The sequence below is a fragment of the Pseudomonas sp. NPDC087612 genome (assembly GCF_044743505.1).
GTDB lineage: Bacteria > Pseudomonadota > Gammaproteobacteria > Pseudomonadales > Pseudomonadaceae > Aquipseudomonas.
The window spans coordinates 102,476-122,748 of record NZ_JBIUWO010000006.1; the positions used below are offsets into that span (position 1 = coordinate 102,476).

At 64.2% G+C, this 20,273-nt stretch carries 13 protein-coding genes; 4 read left to right on the plus strand and 9 right to left on the minus strand.

The features are described 5' to 3' along the window. Positions 1–99: 99 nt before the first annotated feature. The 4 genes from ACIOVF_RS14085 to ACIOVF_RS14100 form a co-directional block, all read right to left on the minus strand. Positions 100–2,055, minus strand: coding sequence for an acetyl/propionyl/methylcrotonyl-CoA carboxylase subunit alpha (locus ACIOVF_RS14085; RefSeq protein WP_401290152.1), 1,956 nt, complete (start codon positions 2,053–2,055; stop codon positions 100–102). Then, positions 2,052–2,870: a gamma-carboxygeranoyl-CoA hydratase gene (locus ACIOVF_RS14090; protein ID WP_045198517.1), complete on the minus strand. Its 819-nt coding sequence runs from the start codon at positions 2,868–2,870 to the stop codon at positions 2,052–2,054. The genes ACIOVF_RS14085 and ACIOVF_RS14090 overlap by 4 nt, the downstream gene beginning before the upstream one ends. A 2-nt stretch (positions 2,871–2,872) precedes the next feature. After that, complete coding sequence (locus ACIOVF_RS14095) at positions 2,873–4,477, minus strand: carboxyl transferase domain-containing protein (protein ID WP_045198519.1); 1,605 nt, start codon at positions 4,475–4,477, stop codon at positions 2,873–2,875. A 132-nt stretch (positions 4,478–4,609) separates the two neighbouring features. Then, positions 4,610–5,773 carry an isovaleryl-CoA dehydrogenase gene (locus ACIOVF_RS14100; RefSeq protein WP_045198521.1) on the minus strand — a complete coding sequence of 388 codons (1,164 nt, stop codon included), beginning with the start codon at positions 5,771–5,773 and terminating at the stop codon, positions 4,610–4,612. A 256-nt stretch (positions 5,774–6,029) separates the two neighbouring features. On the opposite strand from ACIOVF_RS14100, the gene ACIOVF_RS14105 reads away from it, so the two are divergent. Further along, positions 6,030–7,703: an AMP-binding protein gene (locus ACIOVF_RS14105; protein WP_401290156.1), complete on the plus strand. Its 1,674-nt coding sequence runs from the start codon at positions 6,030–6,032 to the stop codon at positions 7,701–7,703. 58 nt (positions 7,704–7,761) lie between these two features. Here ACIOVF_RS14105 and ACIOVF_RS14110 read toward each other — a convergent pair whose 3' ends face one another. Further along, on the minus strand, positions 7,762–7,956 hold the full coding sequence (locus tag ACIOVF_RS14110; protein WP_195886044.1) for a hypothetical protein: 195 nt from the start codon (positions 7,954–7,956) through the stop codon (positions 7,762–7,764). A 107-nt stretch (positions 7,957–8,063) separates the two neighbouring features. Between ACIOVF_RS14110 and ACIOVF_RS14115 the strand changes: the two genes are divergently transcribed. The 3 genes from ACIOVF_RS14115 to glgB are packed head-to-tail and all read left to right on the plus strand — an operon-like array spanning position 8,064 to position 15,624. After that, complete coding sequence (locus ACIOVF_RS14115; protein WP_401290159.1) at positions 8,064–10,088, plus strand: alpha-1,4-glucan--maltose-1-phosphate maltosyltransferase; 2,025 nt, start codon at positions 8,064–8,066, stop codon at positions 10,086–10,088. A 13-nt stretch (positions 10,089–10,101) separates the two neighbouring features. Further along, entirely contained in the window at positions 10,102–13,413 is a 3,312-nt protein-coding gene (gene treS / locus ACIOVF_RS14120) for a maltose alpha-D-glucosyltransferase (RefSeq protein WP_401290162.1), read from the plus strand. After that, positions 13,414–15,624, plus strand: a complete 2,211-nt coding sequence (gene glgB, locus ACIOVF_RS14125; RefSeq protein WP_401290164.1) for a 1,4-alpha-glucan branching protein GlgB — start codon at positions 13,414–13,416, stop codon at positions 15,622–15,624. A gap of 15 nt (positions 15,625–15,639) precedes the next feature. Here the strand turns inward: glgB and ACIOVF_RS14130 are convergent, their stop codons facing one another. The 4 genes from ACIOVF_RS14130 to ACIOVF_RS14145 all read right to left on the minus strand — a co-directional run bounded on the left by ACIOVF_RS14130 (position 15,640) and on the right by ACIOVF_RS14145 (position 20,262). Beyond that, positions 15,640–16,710, minus strand: coding sequence for an autotransporter outer membrane beta-barrel domain-containing protein (locus tag ACIOVF_RS14130; protein ID WP_093383718.1), 1,071 nt, complete (start codon positions 16,708–16,710; stop codon positions 15,640–15,642). Positions 16,711–17,021: 311 nt separating this feature from the next. Then, a complete protein-coding gene (locus ACIOVF_RS14135) occupies positions 17,022–17,789 on the minus strand; it encodes an endonuclease/exonuclease/phosphatase family protein (protein WP_401290596.1) in 768 nt (255 codons plus the stop codon). Then, positions 17,779–19,935 (minus strand): glycogen debranching protein GlgX, encoded by a 2,157-nt coding sequence (glgX, locus tag ACIOVF_RS14140; protein ID WP_401290167.1) that lies wholly within the window; start codon positions 19,933–19,935, stop codon positions 17,779–17,781. Before glgX ends, ACIOVF_RS14135 begins: the two co-directional genes overlap by 11 nt. A gap of 75 nt (positions 19,936–20,010) precedes the next feature. Further along, entirely contained in the window at positions 20,011–20,262 is a 252-nt protein-coding gene (locus tag ACIOVF_RS14145) for a DUF2934 domain-containing protein (protein ID WP_045198538.1), read from the minus strand. Between the last annotated feature and the right edge of the window lie 11 nt (positions 20,263–20,273).

Consider the following 20,273-nt stretch of genomic DNA (forward strand, 5'->3'; position numbering starts at 1 on the left):
GCATCGCCGGCAAGACCGGCTCCCACAAAGGGCCTGTATCGACCCTTACTGTGGGAGCCGGCCTTGCCGGCGATAGGCTGCGCTAGCAGCCCCTTGGACTCAAGCCTCGTCCAGCTCCACCAGCACAGCCCCTTCACTGACCATCTCGCCTTCCTGGCAGAACAGCGCCTTGACTGTCCCGGCATGGGGCGCGCGGATGCTGTGTTCCATCTTCATGGCTTCCAGCACCACCAGCTGCGCACCGGCTTCCACCGCCTGGCCAACCTCCACCAGCACCCGTACGATACTGCCATTCATTGGCGCGCCAAGGCCGCCCTGATGGCTGTGGCTGGCATCGGCCTCGGCAATCGGGTCGTAGCGGTTGACGCTGTGCAGCTCGCCGTCCCATTGCAGGTACAGGGTCTGGCCACGGCGGATTGCCAGGTGCCGGCGGCGCAGGCCGTCTTCGTCGATCAGTAGCTGCTCGCCGTCCAGGGTCAGCTTCGATGCATCCGTCTGAGTCAGGTTGATGACCCGAGCTTCACCGTTGCAGGTCAGGTGCAGGCTGACCTGCGCCGGCACGCCGGCACGAAAGCCGTTGTTGGCGGCCCACGGCGAGTGACGGTCATCGTCACGCGGTCGCAGCGGCTGGCTCTGGATGAAGGCTTCGGCCGCCGCCTGCCAGAACGCCGCCGGCAAGGCTTGCGGTGCCGGTAGCAATTGTTCCTGATAACGCGGGATGAACCCGGTATCCAGCTCGGCCTCGGCAAATGCCGGGTGGGCGAGGATGCGCCGCAGAAAGGCGATATTGGTTTTCAGCCCGCCGATGGCAAACTCGTCGAGCATCGCCAGCAAGCGCAAGCGCGCCTGCTCGCGGGTTTCGCCCCAGGCGATCAGCTTGCCGAGCATCGGGTCATAGAACGGCGAGACCTCGTCGCCTTCGCTGACGCCGCTGTCCACCCGTCGGCCTTCGCCCGGCGCCGACTCGCGGTACAGCGCCAGGTGGCCGGTGGCCGGGAGAAAGTCATTGGCCGGGTCTTCGGCATACAGGCGCACTTCGATGGCATGGCCGTTGAGCGGCACCTGCGCCTGGGTGATTGGCAATGGCTCGCCACAGGCGACGCGGATCTGCCAGGCGACCAGGTCCAGGCCGGTGATCGCTTCGGTGACCGGGTGTTCGACCTGCAGGCGGGTGTTCATCTCCATGAAGAAGAACTCGCCGCGGGCATCGAGCAGAAACTCCACGGTACCGGCACCGACATAGCCGATGGCCTGGGCCGCCTTGACCGCCGCTTCGCCCATGGCCTGGCGCTGGGCGCTGCTCAGGCCCGGGGCAGGGGCTTCTTCGACGACCTTCTGGTGCCGGCGCTGGATCGAGCAGTCGCGCTCGTTGAGGTACAGGCAGTTGCCGTGCTGGTCGGCGAACACCTGGATCTCTACGTGGCGCGGCTTGAGCACGTATTTTTCCACCAGCATGCGCGCATCGCCGAACGACGACTGCGCTTCACGCTGGGCCGAGGCCAGGGCTTCGCCGAGCTGGCTTTCGTGCTCGACCACCTTCATGCCTTTGCCGCCGCCGCCAGCGGTAGCCTTGAGCAGCACCGGGTAGCCGATCTTTTCGGCGGCGGCGCGGAAGGTTTCCAGGTCCTGGGCTTCGCCGTGATAACCCGGCACCAGCGGCACGCCGGCCTGTTCCATCAGGGCCTTGGCCGCCGACTTGCTGCCCATGGCATCAATGGCGCTGGCCGGTGGGCCGAGGAAAATCAGCCCGGCCTGCTCGATGGCACGGGCAAAGCCTGCGTTTTCGGACAAAAAGCCGTAGCCGGGGTGGATCGCCTGGGCGCCGCTGGCTTTGGCCGCGGCCAGCAGCTTGTCGATGTCCAGGTAGCTGTCAGCGGCCTTGGCGCCGCCGAGGTCGACGCGAATGTCAGCTTCGCGGCTGTGCCGCGCTTCACGGTCGATGGCGCTGTGCACGGCCACAGTGGTCAGGCCCAGGGCCTTGGCGGTGCGCATCACCCGGCAGGCGATCTCGCCGCGGTTGGCGACCAGCAGGGTGGTCAACGGGGTGCGGCTCATGGGCGCGGCTCCTTGTGCGACGGTTGGCCCTGCCAGGCCGGGCTGCGTTTTTCCAGGAAGGCGCGCAGGCCTTCCTGGCCTTCAGGGCTGACGCGAATGCGGGCGATGGCGTTTTCGCAGTAGCGGCGGATGGCCGGGGTCAGCTCGCCGGGGCCGACTTCACGCAGCAGCTCCTTGCTGGCACGCATGGCCTGCGGGCTGTTGAGCAGCAGGTTGTCGATCCAGTTGTCGACCTGCTGTTCCAGCTCGGCGGCCGGGTAGGCTTCGGCCAGCAGGCCCAGCTCACGGGCGCGCTCACCGCTGAAGCGTTCGGCGGTGAGGGCGTAGCGGCGCGCGGCGCGCTCGCCCATGGCCTGGACCACGAACGGGCTGATCACAGCTGGCGCCAAGCCGATGCGCACTTCCGACAGGCACAACTGCGCGTCACTGGCGCCAATGGCCATGTCGCAGCAGCTGATCAGGCCCAGGGCGCCACCAAAGGCTGCGCCTTGCACCACCGCCAGGGTCGGCACCTTGAGCCGCGCCAGGTTGTACATCAGCTCGGCCAGCTCGCGGGCGTCGTCAAGGTTGGTGTTGTAATCCAGTTGCGCCGACTGCTGCATCCAGGCCAGGTCGGCACCGGCGCTGAAGTGCCGGCCACGGCCGCGCAGCAGCACGAAACGCAGGCTGCTGTCGGCGCCGATATGGTCGATGGCGATGATCAGCTCGCGGATCATCTGCGCGTTGAAGGCGTTGTTCTTGTCTTCCCGGCTCAGCCACAGGGTGGCGAAACCACGGGGGTCCTTGATCAGTTCAAGGGTAGTGAAGTCGCTCATGGTCACATCCGGAAAATGCCGAAACGGCTCTGTTCGATCGGTGCGTTGAGGGCCGCGGACAACGCCAGGCCAAGGATCTCGCGGGTTTGCGCCGGGTCGATGACGCCGTCGTCCCACAGCCGGGCGCTGGAGTAGTAAGGGTGGCCCTGGTGCTCGTACTGGTCGAGGATCGGCTGCTTCAGACGCGCTTCGTCTTCGGCGCTGAAGGCCTGGCCGCTGCGCTCGCTCTGCTCGCGCTTGACCTGGGCGAGCACGCCGGCGGCCTGTTCGGCGCCCATCACGCCGATCCGTGCGTTTGGCCACATCCACAAGAAGCGCGGGTCGTAGGCGCGGCCGCACATGCCGTAGTTGCCGGCGCCAAAGCTGCCGCCGATGATCACGGTGAACTTCGGCACCTGGGCGCAGGCCACCGCGGTGACCAGCTTGGCGCCATGCTTGGCGATGCCACCGGCCTCGTACTTCTGGCCGACCATGAAGCCGGTAATGTTCTGCAAGAACAGCAGCGGGATGCCGCGCTGGCAGGCCAGCTCGATGAAGTGCGCGCCTTTTTGCGCAGCTTCTGCGAAGAGGATGCCGTTGTTGGCCAGGATCGCTACCGGATACCCGTGCAGGTGGGCAAAGCCGCACACCAGAGTGGTGCCGAACAACGCCTTGAACTCATCGAATACCGAGCCGTCGACCAGCCGCGCAATTACCTCGCGCACATCGAACGGCTGCTTGGCATCGGCCGGCACCACGCCGTACAGCTCTTCACTGCTGTACAGCGGCGCCACCGGCGCGCGCTGCTGCAACTCGCCGAGCTTGTGCCAGTTGAGGTTGGCCACGCAGCGCCGGGCGATGGCCAGGGCGTGTTCGTCGTTGTCGGCATAGTGGTCGGCGACGCCGCTGGTTTTGCAGTGTACGTCGGCGCCGCCGAGGTCTTCGGCGCTGACCACTTCGCCGGTGGCAGCCTTGACCAGCGGGGGGCCGGCAAGAAAGATCGTCGCCTGCTGGCGGACCATGATCGCTTCGTCGGCCATGGCCGGCACATAGGCGCCGCCGGCGGTGCACGAGCCCATGACCACGGCGATCTGGGGAATGCCGAGGGCGCTCATGTTGGCCTGGTTGAAGAAGATCCGCCCGAAGTGCTCGCGGTCGGGGAACACTTCATCCTGGCGCGGCAGGTTGGCGCCACCGGAGTCCACCAGGTACAGGCACGGCAGGCGGTTCTGCAGGGCGATGGCCTGGGCGCGCAGGTGTTTTTTCACCGTTAGCGGGTAGTAGGAGCCGCCTTTGACCGTGGCGTCGTTGGCGACGATCATGCATTCGACGCCTTCAACCCGGCCAATGCCGGCGATCACGCCTGCGGCCGGGACGTCTTCGCCGTACACCTCATGGGCGGCCAGCTGGCCGATTTCAAGGAACGGCGAACCTGCGTCGAGCAGGCGGTCGATACGTTCGCGTGGCAGCAGTTTGCCCCGCGAGGTGTGCCGCTCCTGGGCCTTGGGCCCACCGCCCTGGTGCACCTGGGCGATCAGGCTGCGCAAGGCGTCGACCTGGTTCGCCATGGCGGCGTAGCTCTGCGCGAACTCTGCTGACTTCGGATTGATGTGAGACTTGATGATCATTGTGGTTCCTCACGCAGAATCAAGCGACAAGCTTCAAGCTGCAAGACTGATCTGTGTTATGGCGGCAGTCGCGAGCCGTCAGCACTGTGCGGGCTGCATCGACTTGCCGCTTGTAGCTTGCTGCTAAGCGCTTCAGCGCGTCTCTTGGAAGAGTTCGCGGCCGATCAGCATCCGGCGGATCTCACTGGTGCCGGCGCCGATCTCGTAGAGCTTGGCATCGCGCAGCAGGCGGCCGGCCGGGAATTCGTTGATGTAGCCGTTGCCTCCCAGAATCTGGATCGCCTCAAGGGCCATCTGGGTGGCGCGCTCGGCGGTGTAGAGGATGACCCCGGCGGCGTCCTTGCGCGTGGTTTCGGCGCGGTCGCAGGCCTGGGCCACGGCGTACAGATAGGCGCGGCTGGCGTTGAGCTGGGTGTACATGTCGGCGATTTTGCCCTGGATCAGCTGGAACTCGCCGATGCTCTGGCCGAACTGCTTGCGGTCGTGGATGTAGGGCACCACCAGGTCCATGCAGGCCTGCATGATCCCGGTCGGGCCGCCGGAGAGCACCACGCGCTCGTAGTCCAGGCCGCTCATCAGTACTTTGACGCCGCCGTTGAGCACGCCGAGGATGTTCTCTTTGGGTACTTCGACGTTGTCGAAGAACAGCTCGCAGGTGTTCGAGCCGCGCATGCCCAGCTTGTCGAACTTGTTGCTGCGGCTGAAGCCTTTCCAGTCGCGTTCGACAATAAAGGCGGTGATGCCGTGGGCGCCTTTGTCGAGGTCGGTCTTGGCGTAGATCACGTAGGTGTTGGCGTCCGGGCCGTTGGTGATCCAGGTCTTGCTGCCGTTGAGGACGAAGTGGTCGCCGCGCTGTTCGGCGCGCAGTTTCATCGATACCACGTCGGAACCGGCATTCGGCTCGCTCATGGCCAGGGCGCCGATGTGCTCGCCACTGATCAGCTTGGGCAGGTACTTGGCTTTCTGCTCGGCGTTGCCGTTGCGGTTGATCTGGTTGACGCAGAGGTTGGAATGGGCGCCGTAGGAGAGGGCGACCGAGGCCGAGCCGCGGCTGATTTCTTCCATGGCCACCACGTGGGCCAGGTAGCCGAGGCCGGCGCCGCCGTATTCTTCACTGACGGTGATCCCCAGCAGGCCCATGTCACCGAACTTGCGCCACATGTCGGCGGGGAACAGGTTGTCCTGGTCGATCTGCGCGGCGCGCGGCGCCAGCTCTGCGGCGACGAAGGACTGCACCTGGTCGCGAAGCATGTCGATGGTTTCGCCCAGGGCGAAGTTCAGGGTCGGATAACGCATGCGGGCACCTTCTATTTGTTCTTGGCTCAGGGTGTGGTGTCTGCCCTCATCGCTGGCAAGCCAGCTCCCACAAGTAGCGAGTGCACCGAACACTGTGGGAGCTGGCTTGCCAGCGATGGGCTTGTAACCTTTACGTTAACGTAAACCTGCCATCGTTAGCTGTCAATCTCGCCATGACCTTTACGTTAACGTAAATATGCGCCAGAGTAAGTCGCGCTTGAATCAGCTCCCAGAACAACCACAAAAAGGGACCGCCATGAATCAACCGAGCTATACCCAGGGCCGTCAGGACAAGCCGTTGCTGGCCATGACCATCGGCCAGGCATTCGACCAGACGGTCGCCCGCTTTGCCCAGCGCGAGGCGCTGGTGGTGCGACATCAGCAGCAGCGCTACACCTGGCAGACACTGGCCGCCAGCGTCGACCTGCATGCCCGCGCGCTGATGGCGCTGGGGCTGAAAACCGGCGATCGCTTAGGCATCTGGGCACCCAATTGCGCGCAGTGGTGCATTGCCCAGTTCGCCAGCGCCAAGATCGGCGTGATCCTGGTCAACATCAACCCGGCGTATCGCACCAGCGAGCTTGAATACGTGCTCAAGCAGTCGGGCTGCCAGTGGCTGATCAGCGCCGGTGCCTTCAAAACTTCCGATTACCACGCAATGCTTGGCGAGCTGCTGCCCAACCTCGCCCAGCAAGCGCCAGGGCAGCTACGCAGCGAACGCCTGCCGGAGCTGCGCGGGTTGATCAGCCTTGATGCCCAGCCGCCAGCAGGCTTTCTGCCCTGGGAGCGCCTGGCCTGGCTGGCCAGCGAAACCGACCCGGCCGATTTCCAGGCCCGTCAGCACAGCCTGCAGTTCGACCAACCAGTGAACATCCAGTACACCTCCGGCACCACCGGCTTCCCCAAGGGCGCGACCCTCAGCCACTACAACATCCTCAACAACGGCTACATGGTCGGCGAGAGCCTGGGCCTGAGCGAGCACGACCGCATGGTGATCCCGGTGCCGCTGTACCACTGCTTCGGCATGGTCATGGGCAACCTCGGCTGTGTTACCCATGGCAGCACCATGATCTACCCCAACGACGCCTTTGACCCGCTGCTGACGTTAAGCTGTGTCGCACAAGAGCAGGCCACCGCCCTGTATGGCGTGCCGACCATGTTCATCGCCATGCTCGATCACCCACAGCGTAGCGAGATGGACCTGTCGACCCTGCGCACCGGGATCATGGCCGGCGCCACCTGCCCGATCGAGGTGATGCGCCGGGTGATCGGCGAGATGCACATGGGCGAGGTGCAGATCGCCTACGGCATGACCGAAACCAGCCCGGTGTCGTTGCAGACCGGCGCCGACGACGACCTTGAACTTCGCGTGACCACGGTAGGGCGGACCCAGCCGCAGCTGGAAAGCAAGATCATCGATGAGCAGGGCTGCATTGTGCCGCGCGGGCAGATCGGCGAGCTGTGCACCCGCGGTTACAGCGTGATGCTCGGTTACTGGGGCAACCCGGCGGCCACCAGCGAAGCCATCGATCCGGCCGGCTGGATGCACACCGGCGACCTCGCGAGCATGAACGAGGCCGGCTATGTGTGCATCGCCGGGCGCAACAAGGACATGATCATTCGCGGCGGTGAGAACATCTATCCGCGCGAGCTGGAAGAGTTCTTCTTTACTCACCCGGCGGTGGCGGATGTGCAGGTGATCGGCATACCCGATGAGCGTTATGGCGAAGAGATCGTCGCCTGGATCAAGTTTCACCCCGGCCACAGCGCCAGCGAGATCGAACTGCAACAGTGGTGCAAGAGCCGCATTGCCCACTTCAAGGCCCCGCGCTACTTCCGCTTTGTCGATGAGTTTCCGATGACGGTGACCGGCAAGGTGCAGAAGTTCAAGATGCGCGAGATCAGCATTGAAGAGCTGATCAAACGCTGATTTTTCGCGGGGCAAGCCCGCTCCTAGATATTGTAGGAGCGGGCTTGCCCCGCGATGTCTACGCTTTCACCGGCGGCTCGTTACTCGGCGGGTCGCCCACGGTGGGCGGCACCGTCGGTTGCACCGGCACCTCATCAGGGTCCTGCTCTGGCACCGGCGGTGGCAGTGTCGGGTCGTCGATATTCGGATCGGGCGTTTCAGCCGGGATGGGAATGTTCATGGCCTGACCTCGCAACGGGGTTGTGGATGGCATGCTCAGGGTTTCGACCCCGGGCCCGGCCAATCGCTCATTTTTTTTGAACCCCGGGCCGCGCCCCCGCTCTGAACCTTTACCGCCACTTCATAACGGAGCAACGTTCGATGACCCGCGATGAGCCCTTCGAAACCGACCGTATGACTGCGGCTAGCGACCACCCGGACCAGGCCCTGAGCCTGTCCCAGGCCTTGCTCGAACCGCGGATCGTGATCGAGAACACCGTGCCGGTGCTTGATGGCGGGCTGTTTGCGGTCAAGGCGGTGGTCGCTGAGCCGGTGCAGGTCAGCAGCAAGGTTTACGCCGACGGTCATGACGCCCTGGCAGTGATGCTCAACTGGCGCCAGGCCCACAGCCGGCGCTGGCACTGTGTGCCGATGCAGTTTGCCGGCAATGACCTGTGGCAGGCCGAGTTCACCGTCAGCGAGCAGGGCCGCCATCTGTTCAGCATCGAGGCCTGGATCGACCCGTTCGCCACCTATTGCCACGACCTGGAGAAGAAATTCAACGCAGGCGTCGCGGTGCCCCTGGAGCTGCAGGAAGGGTTGCTGCAGATCGAGCACAATATCGGTCGCAGCAACGGCCCCCTGCGTGACCAGCTGCAGGCCCTGTACCAGCACCTGCCCGGTTTGCCCGTCGACGAGCAGGTGGCCTTGCTGCTGCACCCGGACACCGCCGTTCTGATGGCCGAGGCCGAGCACCGTACCTACCTCAGCCGCAGCCCTGAATACCCGCTGGATGTCGAACGCATCCAGGCCCGGTTCGCCAGTTGGTACGAGCTGTTTCCGCGCTCGGTCACCGACGACCCCGAACGACACGGTACCTTCAATGACGTGCACCAACGCTTGCCGATGATCCGCGACATGGGCTTTGACGTGCTGTACTTCCCGCCCATCCACCCGATCGGTATGCGCCACCGCAAGGGCCGCAACAATGCCTTGCAGGCCGAGCCCGGTGACCCCGGCAGCCCTTATGCGATTGGCGGCGCCGAGGGCGGGCACGAGGCGATTCACCCACAACTGGGCAGCCGCGAGGATTTTCGCCGGCTGGTGGCCGCCGCCGCCGGGCATGGCCTGGAAATCGCCCTGGATTTTGCCATCCAGTGTTCCCAGGACCACCCCTGGCTCAAGGAGCACCCGGGCTGGTTCTCCTGGCGCCCGGACGGCAGCATCCGCTACGCCGAGAACCCACCGAAAAAGTACCAGGACATCGTCAACGTCGACTTCTATGCCGCCGATTCGGTACCGGCCCTGTGGCTGGCGCTGCGCGATGTGGTGGTGGGCTGGGTCAAGGAGGGGGTCAAGACCTTTCGCGTCGACAACCCGCACACCAAGCCCTTGCCGTTCTGGCATTGGCTGATCGCCAATGTGCGCAGCCAGTACCCGGACGTTATCTTCCTCGCCGAGGCCTTCACCAAGCCTGCGATGATGGCGCGCCTGGGCAAGGTCGGTTACTCCCAGAGCTACAGCTACTTCACCTGGCGCAACACCAAGGCCGAGCTGCAAAGCTACTTCGAGGAGCTCAACCAGCCGCCGTGGTGCTATTGCTACCGGCCGAACTTCTTCGTCAATACCCCGGACATCAACCCGTACTTTCTGCATGAATCGGGGCGTGCCGGCTTCCTTATTCGCGCCGCGCTGGCGGCCATGGGCTCAGGCCTGTGGGGCATGTACTCAGGGTTCGAGCTGTGCGAGGCGACGCCAGTGCCAGGCAAGGAGGAATACCTGGATTCGGAGAAGTACCAGATCCGCCCGCGCGACTTCAGCCAGCCAGGCAACATCATCGCCGAAATCGCCCAGCTCAACCGCATCCGCCGGCAGAATCCGGCCTTGCACACCCACCTGGGCGTGGCCTTCTATAACGCCTGGAACGACAACATCCTGTACTTCGGCAAACGCACTGCCGAGCGCGACAACTTCATCCTCATCGCCGTCAGCCTCGACCCGCACAACGCCCAGGAGGCGCACTTCGAACTGCCGCTGTGGGAGCTGGGGCTGGACGACCATGCCGACACCTTCGGCGAAGACCTGATGAGCGGCCATCGCTGGACCTGGCATGGCAAGACCCAATGGATGCGCATCGAGCCCTGGCACCTGCCGTTCGCTATCTGGCGTATCGAAAAAGCCCACTAGAAAGGAGTCGAGCATGGCCAAGCGCGCCCGCCCAGCCGCCTTTATCGATGATCCGTTGTGGTACAAGGACGCGATCATCTACCAGGTACACGTCAAATCCTTCTTTGATTCCAACAACGACGGCATCGGTGACTTCCCCGGCCTGATCGCCAAGCTCGACTACATCGCCGAGCTTGGGGTCAATACCCTGTGGCTGCTGCCGTTCTACCCTTCGCCACGGCGCGACGATGGCTACGACATCGCCGAGTACAAGGCGGTGCACCCCGACTACGGCACCCTGGCCGACGTCAAGCGCTTCATTGCCGAGGCGCACAAGCGCGGCCTGCGGATAATCACCGAGCTGGTCATCAACCACACCTCCGACCAGCACCCGTGGTTCCAGAAGGCCCGGCGCGCCAAGCCGGGGAGCAAGGCCCGGGACTTTTACGTGTGGTCCGACAGCGACCAGAAGTACGACGGCACGCGGATCATCTTCCTCGACACCGAGAAATCCAACTGGACTTGGGACCCGGTGGCCGGCCAATACTTCTGGCACCGCTTCTACTCGCACCAGCCGGACCTCAATTTCGACAACCCGCAGGTGCTCAAGGCGGTGCTCGGGGTCATGCGCTACTGGCTCGACCTGGGCGTCGACGGCCTGCGCCTGGACGCCATCCCTTACCTGATCGAGCGCGACGGCACCAACAACGAGAACCTGCCCGAAACCCACCAGGTGCTGAAAAAGATCCGCGCCGAGATCGATGCCAACTACCCCGACCGCATGCTCCTGGCCGAGGCCAACCAGTGGCCGGAAGACACCCAGTTGTACTTTGGCGAAGGGCAGGGCGATGAATGCCACATGGCTTTTCACTTCCCGCTGATGCCGCGCATGTACATGGCCGTGGCCCAGGAAGACCGCTTTCCGATCACCGACATCCTGCGTCAGACCCCGGAGATCCCGGCCAACTGCCAATGGGCGATCTTCTTGCGCAACCACGATGAGCTGACCCTGGAGATGGTCACCGACCGCGAGCGCGACTACTTGTGGAACTACTACGCCGAGGATCGCCGGGCGCGGATCAACCTCGGCATTCGCCGGCGCCTGGCGCCGCTGCTGCAGCGCGACCGGCGCCGGGTCGAGCTTTTGTGCAGCCTGCTGCTGTCGATGCCCGGCACGCCGACCCTGTACTACGGCGACGAAATCGGCATGGGCGACAACATCTACCTGGGCGACCGCGATGGCGTGCGCACGCCGATGCAGTGGTCGATCGACCGCAACGGCGGGTTTTCGCGCGCCGACCCGGCGCGCCTGGTGCTGCCGCCGATCATGGACCCGCTGTACGGTTTCCAGTCGGTCAACGTCGAGGCCCAGGCCCACGACCCGCATTCGCTATTGAACTGGAACCGCCGCCTGCTGGCGGTGCGCAAGCAGCAAAAAGCCTTCGGCCGCGGCGCACTGAAGATGCTCACGCCGAGCAACCGGCGGATTCTCGCCTACATCCGCGAGTACACCGGCAGCGACGGCAAGACCGAGATCATCCTCTGCGTGGCCAACGTCTCGCGCGCCGCACAGGCGGCTGAGCTTGAGCTGCAGCAGTACGCCGACAAGGTGCCGGTGGAGATGCTCGGCGGCAGTGCCTTCCCGCCGATCGGCCAGTTGCCGTTTCTGCTAACCTTGCCGCCTTACGGCTTTTACTGGTTCCTGCTCGCTGACAAGGACCAGATGCCCAGCTGGCACATGGAGCCGGCCCAGAGCCTGCCGGAGTTCACCACCCTGGTGCTGAAAAAGCGCATGGAAGAGCTGCTTGAAGCGCCGTCGCGGGCCACTTTGCAAGACAGCATCCTGCCCCAGTACCTGCCCAAGCGCCGCTGGTTTGCCGGCAAGGAAAGCCGCATCGAACAGGTGCAGATCGCCTACGGCGTGCGTTTTGGCGATGCCACCAGCCCGGTGCTGCTCAGCGAGATCGACGTGCAGGGCGGCGGCCAGAGCAGCCGCTATCAACTGCCGTTCGGCCTGATCGGCGAAGAAAACATCAACAGCCCGGCGCCGCAGCAACTGGCCCTGGCGCGGGTGCGCCGCGGCCGCCAGGTGGGGCTGATCACCGATGGCTTCGTGCTTGAGAGCTTCGTGCGCGCGGTATTGGCCGGCTGCAAGGACGGCTTGCGCTTGCCGTGCAGCGAGGGCGAGCTGCGTTTTACCGCCACAGAACAACTGGCGGCATTGAACCTGGGCGACGACGCGCAAGTGCGCTACCTGAGCGCCGAGCAGTCCAACAGTTCGGTGGTGGTCGGTGGCAGCCTGGTGCTCAAGCTGATCCGCCGGGTCAACCCCGGGGTGCACCCCGAGCTAGAAATGAGCGCCTACCTGACGGCCGCAGGCTTTGCCAATATCTCGCCGCTGCTGGCCTGGGTCAGCCGCGTCGACGCTAAGGCGCAACCGCACCTGCTGATGATCGCCCAGGGCTACCTGAGCAATCAGGGCGACGCCTGGGACTGGACCCAGAACAACCTCGAACGGGCCATCCGCGACGAGATGGAGCCTTCGAGCAACGATCAGGACGTGCACACCGATGCCCTGCAGGACCTTGCCGATTTTGCCGCCTTGCTCGGCCAGCGCCTGGGCGAGATGCACCTGCTGCTGGCGGCGCCCAGCGCCGATCCGGCGTTCCAGCCGCGGGCCAGCAGCAGCCGCGACAGTCAGGCCTGGAACAAGCACATCAGCGCCCAGCTGAGCCGCGCCCTGGACCTGCTGCAAGCACATCGCGCCAGCCTCGACAGCGCCAGCCAGGCCCTGGTCGACGACCTGCAACAGCAACGCAAGAGCCTGCTCAAACACATAGCCGAACTGAGCAAACAGGCGGTCGGCGGGCTGTTAATGCGTGTACATGGCGACTTGCACCTGGGCCAGGTGCTGGTGGTGCAGGGCGATGCCTACCTGATCGATTTCGAAGGCGAACCGGCGCGACCGCTGGATGAGCGGCGGGCCAGGCACAGCCCGTACAAGGATGTCAGCGGCGTACTGCGTTCCTTCGACTATGCTGCAGCGATGGTGCTGCGCAGTGCTTCTGCTGTCGACCTTTGCGAGGCTGCCCGTCAGGCGCGTCAGCGCGTCGCCCGCCGTTACCTGCACCAGGCCCGGCATGCTTTTGTCGAGGCCTATGGGCTGGCCACCGCGGCCATGCCCCATGCCTGGCAGCAGGCTGAGGGCGAGCAGGCGGCGCTGGCGTTGTTCAGCCTCGAGAAAGTCGCCTACGAAATCCTCTACGAAGCCGAGAACCGTCCGCATTGGCTGGCCGTGCCTTTGCATGGCCTGCATGGTCTGATCAGTACCTGGGGAGAGCAGTAAATGACGCAACGCAAGCGCGAGGAAGGAGGACTGGGGCAGCGCGATATCGATGCCCTGGTAAGAGCCGAACATACCGACCCGTTCGCGGTGCTCGGTCCGCACCCGGATGGTGCCGGTGGCCAGTTTGTCCGCGCCTACCTGCCCAACGCTCTGAACGTACGGGTGCTGGCCCGTGACGACAGTCGCGTGCTGGCAGAGCTGGAGCAAGGCCCGGTACCGGGGTTGTTCATCACACATCTGCGCGTATCGCAGCCGTACCTGTTGCAGATCAACTGGGCCGGCGGCGAGCAGATCACCGAAGACCCTTACAGCTTCGGGCCGTTGCTCGGCGACATGGACCTGTACCTGTTTGCCGAGGGCAATCACCGTGATCTTGCGGCGGCGATGGGCGCGCAACCGCTGAATGTCGAAGGCGTCGATGGCGTGCGCTTTTCGGTGTGGGCACCGAACGCCCGGCGGGTCTCGGTGGTGGGTGATTTCAACAACTGGGACGGCCGCCGTCACCCCATGCGCCTGCGCCATCCGTCCGGGGTCTGGGAACTGTTTGTGCCGCGCCTGCGGGCCGGCGAAGCGTACAAATACGAAGTGCTCGGGCGCGACGGCATCCTGCCGCTCAAGGCCGACCCGCTGGCCCGCGCCACCGAATTACCGCCGAGCACCGCCTCAAGGGTCGCCGGCCCCCTGGCCCATGAGTGGCAAGACCAGGACTGGATGCAGCTGCGCGGTGAACGCCAGGCCAGCAGCGCGCCGCTGTCGATCTACGAATTGCACGCCGGCTCCTGGCAATGTGAGCTGGACGACAATGGCGAAGTGGCGCGCTTTTACAACTGGCGCGAGCTGGCCGAGCGCCTGGTGCCCTATATCCAGCAGCTGGGCTTTACCCATATCGAGCTGATGCCGATCATGGAGCATCCGTTTGGCGGCTCCTGGGGTTACCAGCCACTGTCGATGTTCGCGCCGACCGCGCGCTACGGCAGTGCCGAAGACTTTGCCGCCTTCATCGACGCCTGCCACCAGGCGCAGATCGGCGTGATCCTCGACTGGGTGCCGGCGCATTTCCCCACCGACACCCACGGCCTGGCGCGCTTCGACGGCACCGCGCTGTACGAGTACGACAACCCGCTGGAGGGCTTCCACCAGGACTGGGACACGCTGATCTACAACCTTGGGCGCACCGAAGTGCACGGCTTCATGCTGGCCTCGGCGCTGCACTGGCTCAAGCATTTTCATATCGACGGCCTGCGCGTCGATGCCGTGGCCTCGATGCTCTACCGCGACTATTCGCGCAAGGCCGGCGAGTGGGTGCCCAACCGCCATGGCGGGCGCGAGAACCTCGAAGCCATCGACTTTTTGCGTCACCTCAACGACGTGGTGGCCCTGGAGGCCCCCGGCGCACTGGTGATTGCCGAAGAGTCCACGGCCTGGCCAGGCGTCAGCCAGCCGACCCAGCAGGGCGGCCTGGGCTTTGCCTACAAGTGGAACATGGGCTGGATGCACGACACCCTGCATTACATCCAGAACGACCCGATCCACCGCACCTATCACCACAACGAAATGAGCTTCGGCCTGATCTATGCCTACTCCGAGCATTTCATCCTGCCGATCTCCCACGACGAGGTGGTGCACGGCAAGCATTCGCTGATCGACAAGATGCCCGGCGACCGCTGGCAGAAATTCGCCAACCTGCGCGCCTACCTGACCTTCATGTGGACCCATCCGGGCAAAAAACTGTTGTTCATGGGCTGTGAGTTCGGCCAGTGGCGCGAGTGGAACCACGACAGCGAACTGGACTGGTACCTGCTCAAGTACCCCGAGCATCTGGGTGTGCAACGGCTGGTCAGCGACCTCAACCGTTTGTACCGCGACGAGCGTGCGTTGCACGAACAGGACTGCGTGCCGCAAGGCTTTCAATGGTTGATCGGCGATGACGCGCACAACAGTGTGTATGCCTGGCTGCGCTGGAGCGTGAACGGCGAGCCGTTGCTGGTGGTGGCCAACTTCACCCCGGTGCCGCGCGAGGGCTATCGCATCGGCGTGCCGTTTGGCGAGCGCTGGGCCGAGGTGTTCAACAGCGACGCCGAGGGCTATGCCGGCTCCAACTACGGCAACCTTGGCGAGGTGGCCAGCCAGGCCCAGCCCAGCCATGGCCAGCCGCTGTCGTTGCGGCTCAACCTGCCGCCGCTGGGGGTGTTGATCCTGCGGCCGCAGTGATGGCCAGCGCTCGCATCACCAGCGCACCCTGACACCGAGGTTGCCGATCAGGCCGTTGAGGTCATTGTCATCGACATCACTGCTGTAGTCGGCGCTGACAAACAGCGCCACTTTCGGCGTGACCCGCGCCACCAGGCCCAAGCCCAGTTCGACGGTGGCGGAGTTGCGCCCGCTGCTGATCTTGTCGACCTTATCCAGGCTCACGGTGTCGGCATTGGAGAAGTCGTACCAGACGTTGGTGCGCACGAACGGCTCGATCGGCATGCCGCGCACGTTGTAGCGCGCCGACAATTTGGCACCGACCCGGCCGGTCCAGTTGGGCTGCTGGTCAAAGGCTTGCTGGGTGTCGGTCTGGGTCTGGCTGCCGGGAAAGTACTGCTGGTTGATCAACTGCGCTTGCGGTTCCAGGGTCCAGTTGTTGCCCAGGCTGATCGGGTAGCCGCCCTCGACCGAGAGGGTCAGGGCGTGACCGTTGCCATCCAGGCGCTGGCCGCTCTCGCTGCGGCCATTGATATCAAAGCGCGTGCCCATGGCCACCGCATCCAGGTGCCAGCCCTGGTCGTGGGTCATGCTCCAGTACACACCCAGGCTTTGCCCGTCGAGGTTGAGCACGCTCTCTTTGTTGCCGACCTGGGGTTTGCGCAGGCCGTCGAAACCGCTTTGCAGGTTGCTGTGGCCGACAAAGAAACCGGCGCGGTGAGTATTGCCGCCGCCGGTTTCACGAACGAACAGATCAGGGCTGATTTGCAGGCTCTGGTTGGGCGTGGCGAGGTTGTCGGCCTCTGGGCTTGAGGTGCGCACCGCAGTCGGGAAAAACTGCGCCCACTGGCTGGCGATGCTGTCGTTCGGTGCTGGCGCATGGCGTTCGGCCAGGCGTTCGGAAAACGCACCGAGGGTGCTCAGGCCCAGGCCGCTGGCGCTGACCGGGTTGAGCGAAAGTGCAGGTTGGGCCTGTACCAGGTTGTTGAACGGGTCGTTATCCTCCAGGCCCAATGCATGGGTTTCCAACGGGGTTGCCAGTAGCAGCGACGTGGAAACCGCATAGAAAACATACTCAAAGCCCGCAGGATTCGGAGTTTTTTTCATGGCGGTTCTCCTCTGTTTTTATAAGCCAGGGTTCTGGCCTGATGTCACGGGCTGTAAAGCAAAACCAGAGGGCGACCCAAACCAGCAAACCGGTCCCTTTCGCGCGCTGAAAGGCGCGCGCTAGAGGCTCGGAATGGAATCTGCAGTTGCTGCATTACTTGTAGCTAAGGAGAGGACGGGGCGGGCGTCAAGAAAGCGTGAAATAACCGTTGTCAAGCTATTGGTAGTGGCAATTAGCTGAAATTAAACAAAAATTTACATCCTATAGCCGCAACCGCTCTTTCCAGCGGTGCGGCTATGCCGAATGATTGCTAAAGCTGCACTTCCACGGCCAATGGCAGGTGATCGGAGAGGTGGCTCCAGGGCTTGTTGCCGAGAATTTGCGGGGCATGGCTGTGGGCGTTGCGCAGGTAGATGCGGTCCAGGCGCAGCAGCGGCAATCGCGCCGGATAGGTGCGGGCAAGCAGGCCGTGATGGCGCTCGAAGGCTTCGTGCAGGTCGCGGTGCAGGTTGAGGGTGCGGTTGCCGCGCAGTTTCCAGTCGTTGAAGTCGCCGGCGATGATCACCGGAGCATCGCCAGGCAGCGAGTCGAGCAGCTTGCGCAGCAGTTGCAGCTGCTGTTGCCGGTGGCTTTCGAGCAGTGACAGGTGCACGCAAATGGCATGCACCTCGCGCTGCCCGGGCACATCCAGCACGCAGTGCCGCAGGCCGCGGCGCTCGGGGCCGGTGATCGAGACATCCAGGTTGCGGTGCTCGATGATCGGGTACTTGGACAACAGCGCGTTGCCGTGATGGCCGTCCGGGTACACGGCATTGCGCCCGTAGGCGAAATCGCTCCACATGCTGTCGGCGAGAAACTCGTACTGCGAGGTTTGCGGCCAGCCGGCGTAACGGGCGGCATGGCGGTCGTGGGAGCCGAGCACCTCCTGGAGAAAGACGATATCAGCGCGGGTGCTGCGCACCGCTTCACGCAGTTCGGGGAGGATGAAGCGCCGGTTGAAGGCGGTAAAGCCCTTGTGGGTATTGACGGTCAGCACCCGCAGGCGCTTGACCGCGGCCACCTGGTTTTCAGACATCATCGTCACGGAACAGCTCCAGCAACAGCAACGAGCGGCCACTGACCTGGAACTCGCTGCCAAAGTCATGATGCTCGCCTTTGCGCAGTTGCGGCCGGTCGGTGTCGATCAGGCAGTTCCAGTATTCGCCTTCCGGCACCTCGGGCAAGGTAAAGGCCACGGTATCGTGGTGGGCGTTGACGATCAGCAGCAAGGTGGCATCGGCGCCGGGGCGCAGAATACCGCTGACCTGGGCGCGGCCATCCATCAGCATGCCCAGGCAGCGCCCGTGGGCGTCCTGCCATTGCTCGACGCTCATCTCGCTGGCGTCCGGCGCCAGCCAGGTGACGTCCTTGACCCCGATCGCCTCGTTGTAGTCACCGACCAGAAAACGCGGACGGCGCAGCACCGGGTAGGCCAGGCGCAGCTTGGTCAGGCGCTTGACGAACTTGAGCAGCGCCGCGCCATCCTCGTCCAGCTCCCAGTTGATCCAGCCGATCTCGCTGTCCTGGCAGTAGGCATTGTTGTTGCCGTGCTGGGTGCGGCTGAACTCGTCGCCGGCGACGATCATCGGCGTACCCTGGGCCAGCAGCAGGGTGGCGAAGAAATTGCGCATCTGGCGCAGGCGCAGGGCCTTGATCGCGGGGTCGTCGGTGGGGCCTTCGACGCCGTGGTTCCATGACAGGTTGTTGTTGCTGCCGTCCTGGTTGCCTTCGTCGTTGTCCTCGTTGTGCTTGTCGTTGTACGACACCAGGTCGCGCAGGGTGAAGCCGTCATGGGCGGTGATGAAGTTGACCGAGGCGTAGGGCCTGCGCCCGCGGCGGTTGAACAGCTCGCCGGAGGCGGTCATGCGCGCGGCAAAGTCGGCCAGCTGGCCTTCGTCGCCTTTCCAGAAAGCCCGCACGGTATCGCGAAAACGGTCGTTCCATTCCGCCCAGCCGGGGGCGAAATTGCCCACCTGGTAGCCACCGGGGCCGCAGTCCCAGGGCTCGGCAATCAGCTTGACCTGGCTGAGCAGCGGGTCCTGGCGGCAGGCAACGAGAAAGCTGTGACGCTCGTCGAAGCCCTCGTGGTAGCGGCCGAGAATGGTCGCCAGGTCGAAGCGAAAACCGTCGACGTGCATCTCGCCGGCCCAGTAACGCAACGAGTCGGTGACCAGTTGCAAGACGCAGGGGTGGCTCAGGTCGAGGGTGTTGCCGGTGCCCGAGTCGTTGATATAGAAGCGCTTGTCATCGGGCATCAGCCGGTAGTAGGAGCAATTGTCGATGCCGCGCATCGACAGGGTCGGGCCCAGCTCGTTGCCTTCGGCGGTGTGGTTGTAGACCACGTCGAGAATCACCTCCAGACCGGCGTCATGCAGGTGCGCGACCATCTCCTTGAACTCGGCGATCTTGCCGTTGGCCAGGTAGCGCGGGTGCGGGGCAAAAAAGGCGATGCTGTTGTAGCCCCAATAGTTGTTCAGGCCCTTTTGCAGCAGATGCTGGTCGTTGACGAAGGCATGGATCGGCAGCAACTCGATCGAGCTCACCCCAAGCTGCTTGATATGCCCCAGCAGTTCGTCGCACATCAGCCCGGCAAAGGTGCCGCGATTGGCCTCTGGCACCGCCGGGTGGCGCATGCTGATACCGCGCACGTGGGCCTCATAGAGGATGGTGCGCTCCCAGGGAATGCCCACGCGCTGGTCGCGGCCCCAGGTGTAGGCCGGGTCGATGACCTTGCACTTGGGCACGAACGGCGCACTGTCGCGCTCATCAAAGCTAAGGTCGCCGTCGGGGTGGCCGATGGTGTAACCGAACAGCGCCTCGGACCATTTCAGGCTGCCGACCAGTTGCTTGGCGTAGGGGTCGATCAGCAGTTTGTTGGGGTTGAAGCGGTGGCCGTTTTCCGGATCGTACGGGCCGTGTACGCGGTAGCCGTAGATCTGCCCGGGATGGGCATCGGGCAGGTAGCCGTGGAAGATCTCGTCGGTGTACTCCGGCAGCTCGATGCGTTCGAGCTCGACCTCGCCGCTGGCATCGAACAGGCACAGTTCAACCTTGGTGGCGTTGGCCGAGAACAGGGCAAAATTGACCCCCAGCCCATCCCAACTGGCGCCCAGCGGGAAGGGCAGGCCCTCGCGGATGCGCGAGGGTTCGAGGTGATCGGCGACGGGGGCTTTACGGGTGGTCATTGGTGCTCCTTGATCAGGCAGGGGCTACGTTGCAGCCCCTGTGGGAGCTGGCTTGCCAGCGATGCGGCTAATGACTTACGCGGTCGGTGGCTTCTTGCTTGCCCTGGGCTTTTTCGGCGCTGGCGCAGTGCTTGCCGGCTTGGCCTTGGCGCTACTGGCCGGCGGCGCCTTGGCCGGTTTGCGCGGCGTTACCTTGGGCGCCAGCGCTTCGGCTTCGGCAAGCTTGCGCGCCATCGCCCAGTGCCGCTCTTCCTGGCCTTCGGGCTTACCTTCCGACTCCCAGATCTGATAGGCGAATTCACGGATACGTTTTTCTTCGACACTCATCTCTACGCTCC

Excerpts from the sequence above, each read along its gene's own strand:
- ACIOVF_RS14135 (WP_401290596.1), bottom strand. The coding sequence starts at position 17,789 with ATGATGTCTGAAAACCAGGTGGCCGCGGTCAAGCGCCTGCGGGTGCTG.
- ACIOVF_RS14095 (WP_045198519.1), bottom strand. The coding sequence starts at position 4,477 with ATGATCATCAAGTCTCACATCAATCCGAAGTCAGCAGAGTTCGCGCAG.
- ACIOVF_RS14100 (WP_045198521.1), bottom strand. The coding sequence starts at position 5,773 with ATGCGTTATCCGACCCTGAACTTCGCCCTGGGCGAAACCATCGACATG.
- ACIOVF_RS14115 (WP_401290159.1), top strand. The coding sequence starts at position 8,064 with ATGACCCGCGATGAGCCCTTCGAAACCGACCGTATGACTGCGGCTAGC.
- glgX (WP_401290167.1), bottom strand. The coding sequence starts at position 19,935 with ATGACCACCCGTAAAGCCCCCGTCGCCGATCACCTCGAACCCTCGCGC.
- glgB (WP_401290164.1), top strand. The coding sequence starts at position 13,414 with ATGACGCAACGCAAGCGCGAGGAAGGAGGACTGGGGCAGCGCGATATC.
- ACIOVF_RS14090 (WP_045198517.1), bottom strand. The coding sequence starts at position 2,870 with ATGAGCGACTTCACTACCCTTGAACTGATCAAGGACCCCCGTGGTTTC.
- ACIOVF_RS14085 (WP_401290152.1), bottom strand. The coding sequence starts at position 2,055 with ATGAGCCGCACCCCGTTGACCACCCTGCTGGTCGCCAACCGCGGCGAG.
- ACIOVF_RS14110 (WP_195886044.1), bottom strand. The coding sequence starts at position 7,956 with ATGCCATCCACAACCCCGTTGCGAGGTCAGGCCATGAACATTCCCATC.
- ACIOVF_RS14130 (WP_093383718.1), bottom strand. The coding sequence starts at position 16,710 with ATGAAAAAAACTCCGAATCCTGCGGGCTTTGAGTATGTTTTCTATGCG.
- treS (WP_401290162.1), top strand. The coding sequence starts at position 10,102 with ATGGCCAAGCGCGCCCGCCCAGCCGCCTTTATCGATGATCCGTTGTGG.
- ACIOVF_RS14105 (WP_401290156.1), top strand. The coding sequence starts at position 6,030 with ATGAATCAACCGAGCTATACCCAGGGCCGTCAGGACAAGCCGTTGCTG.
- ACIOVF_RS14145 (WP_045198538.1), bottom strand. The coding sequence starts at position 20,262 with ATGAGTGTCGAAGAAAAACGTATCCGTGAATTCGCCTATCAGATCTGG.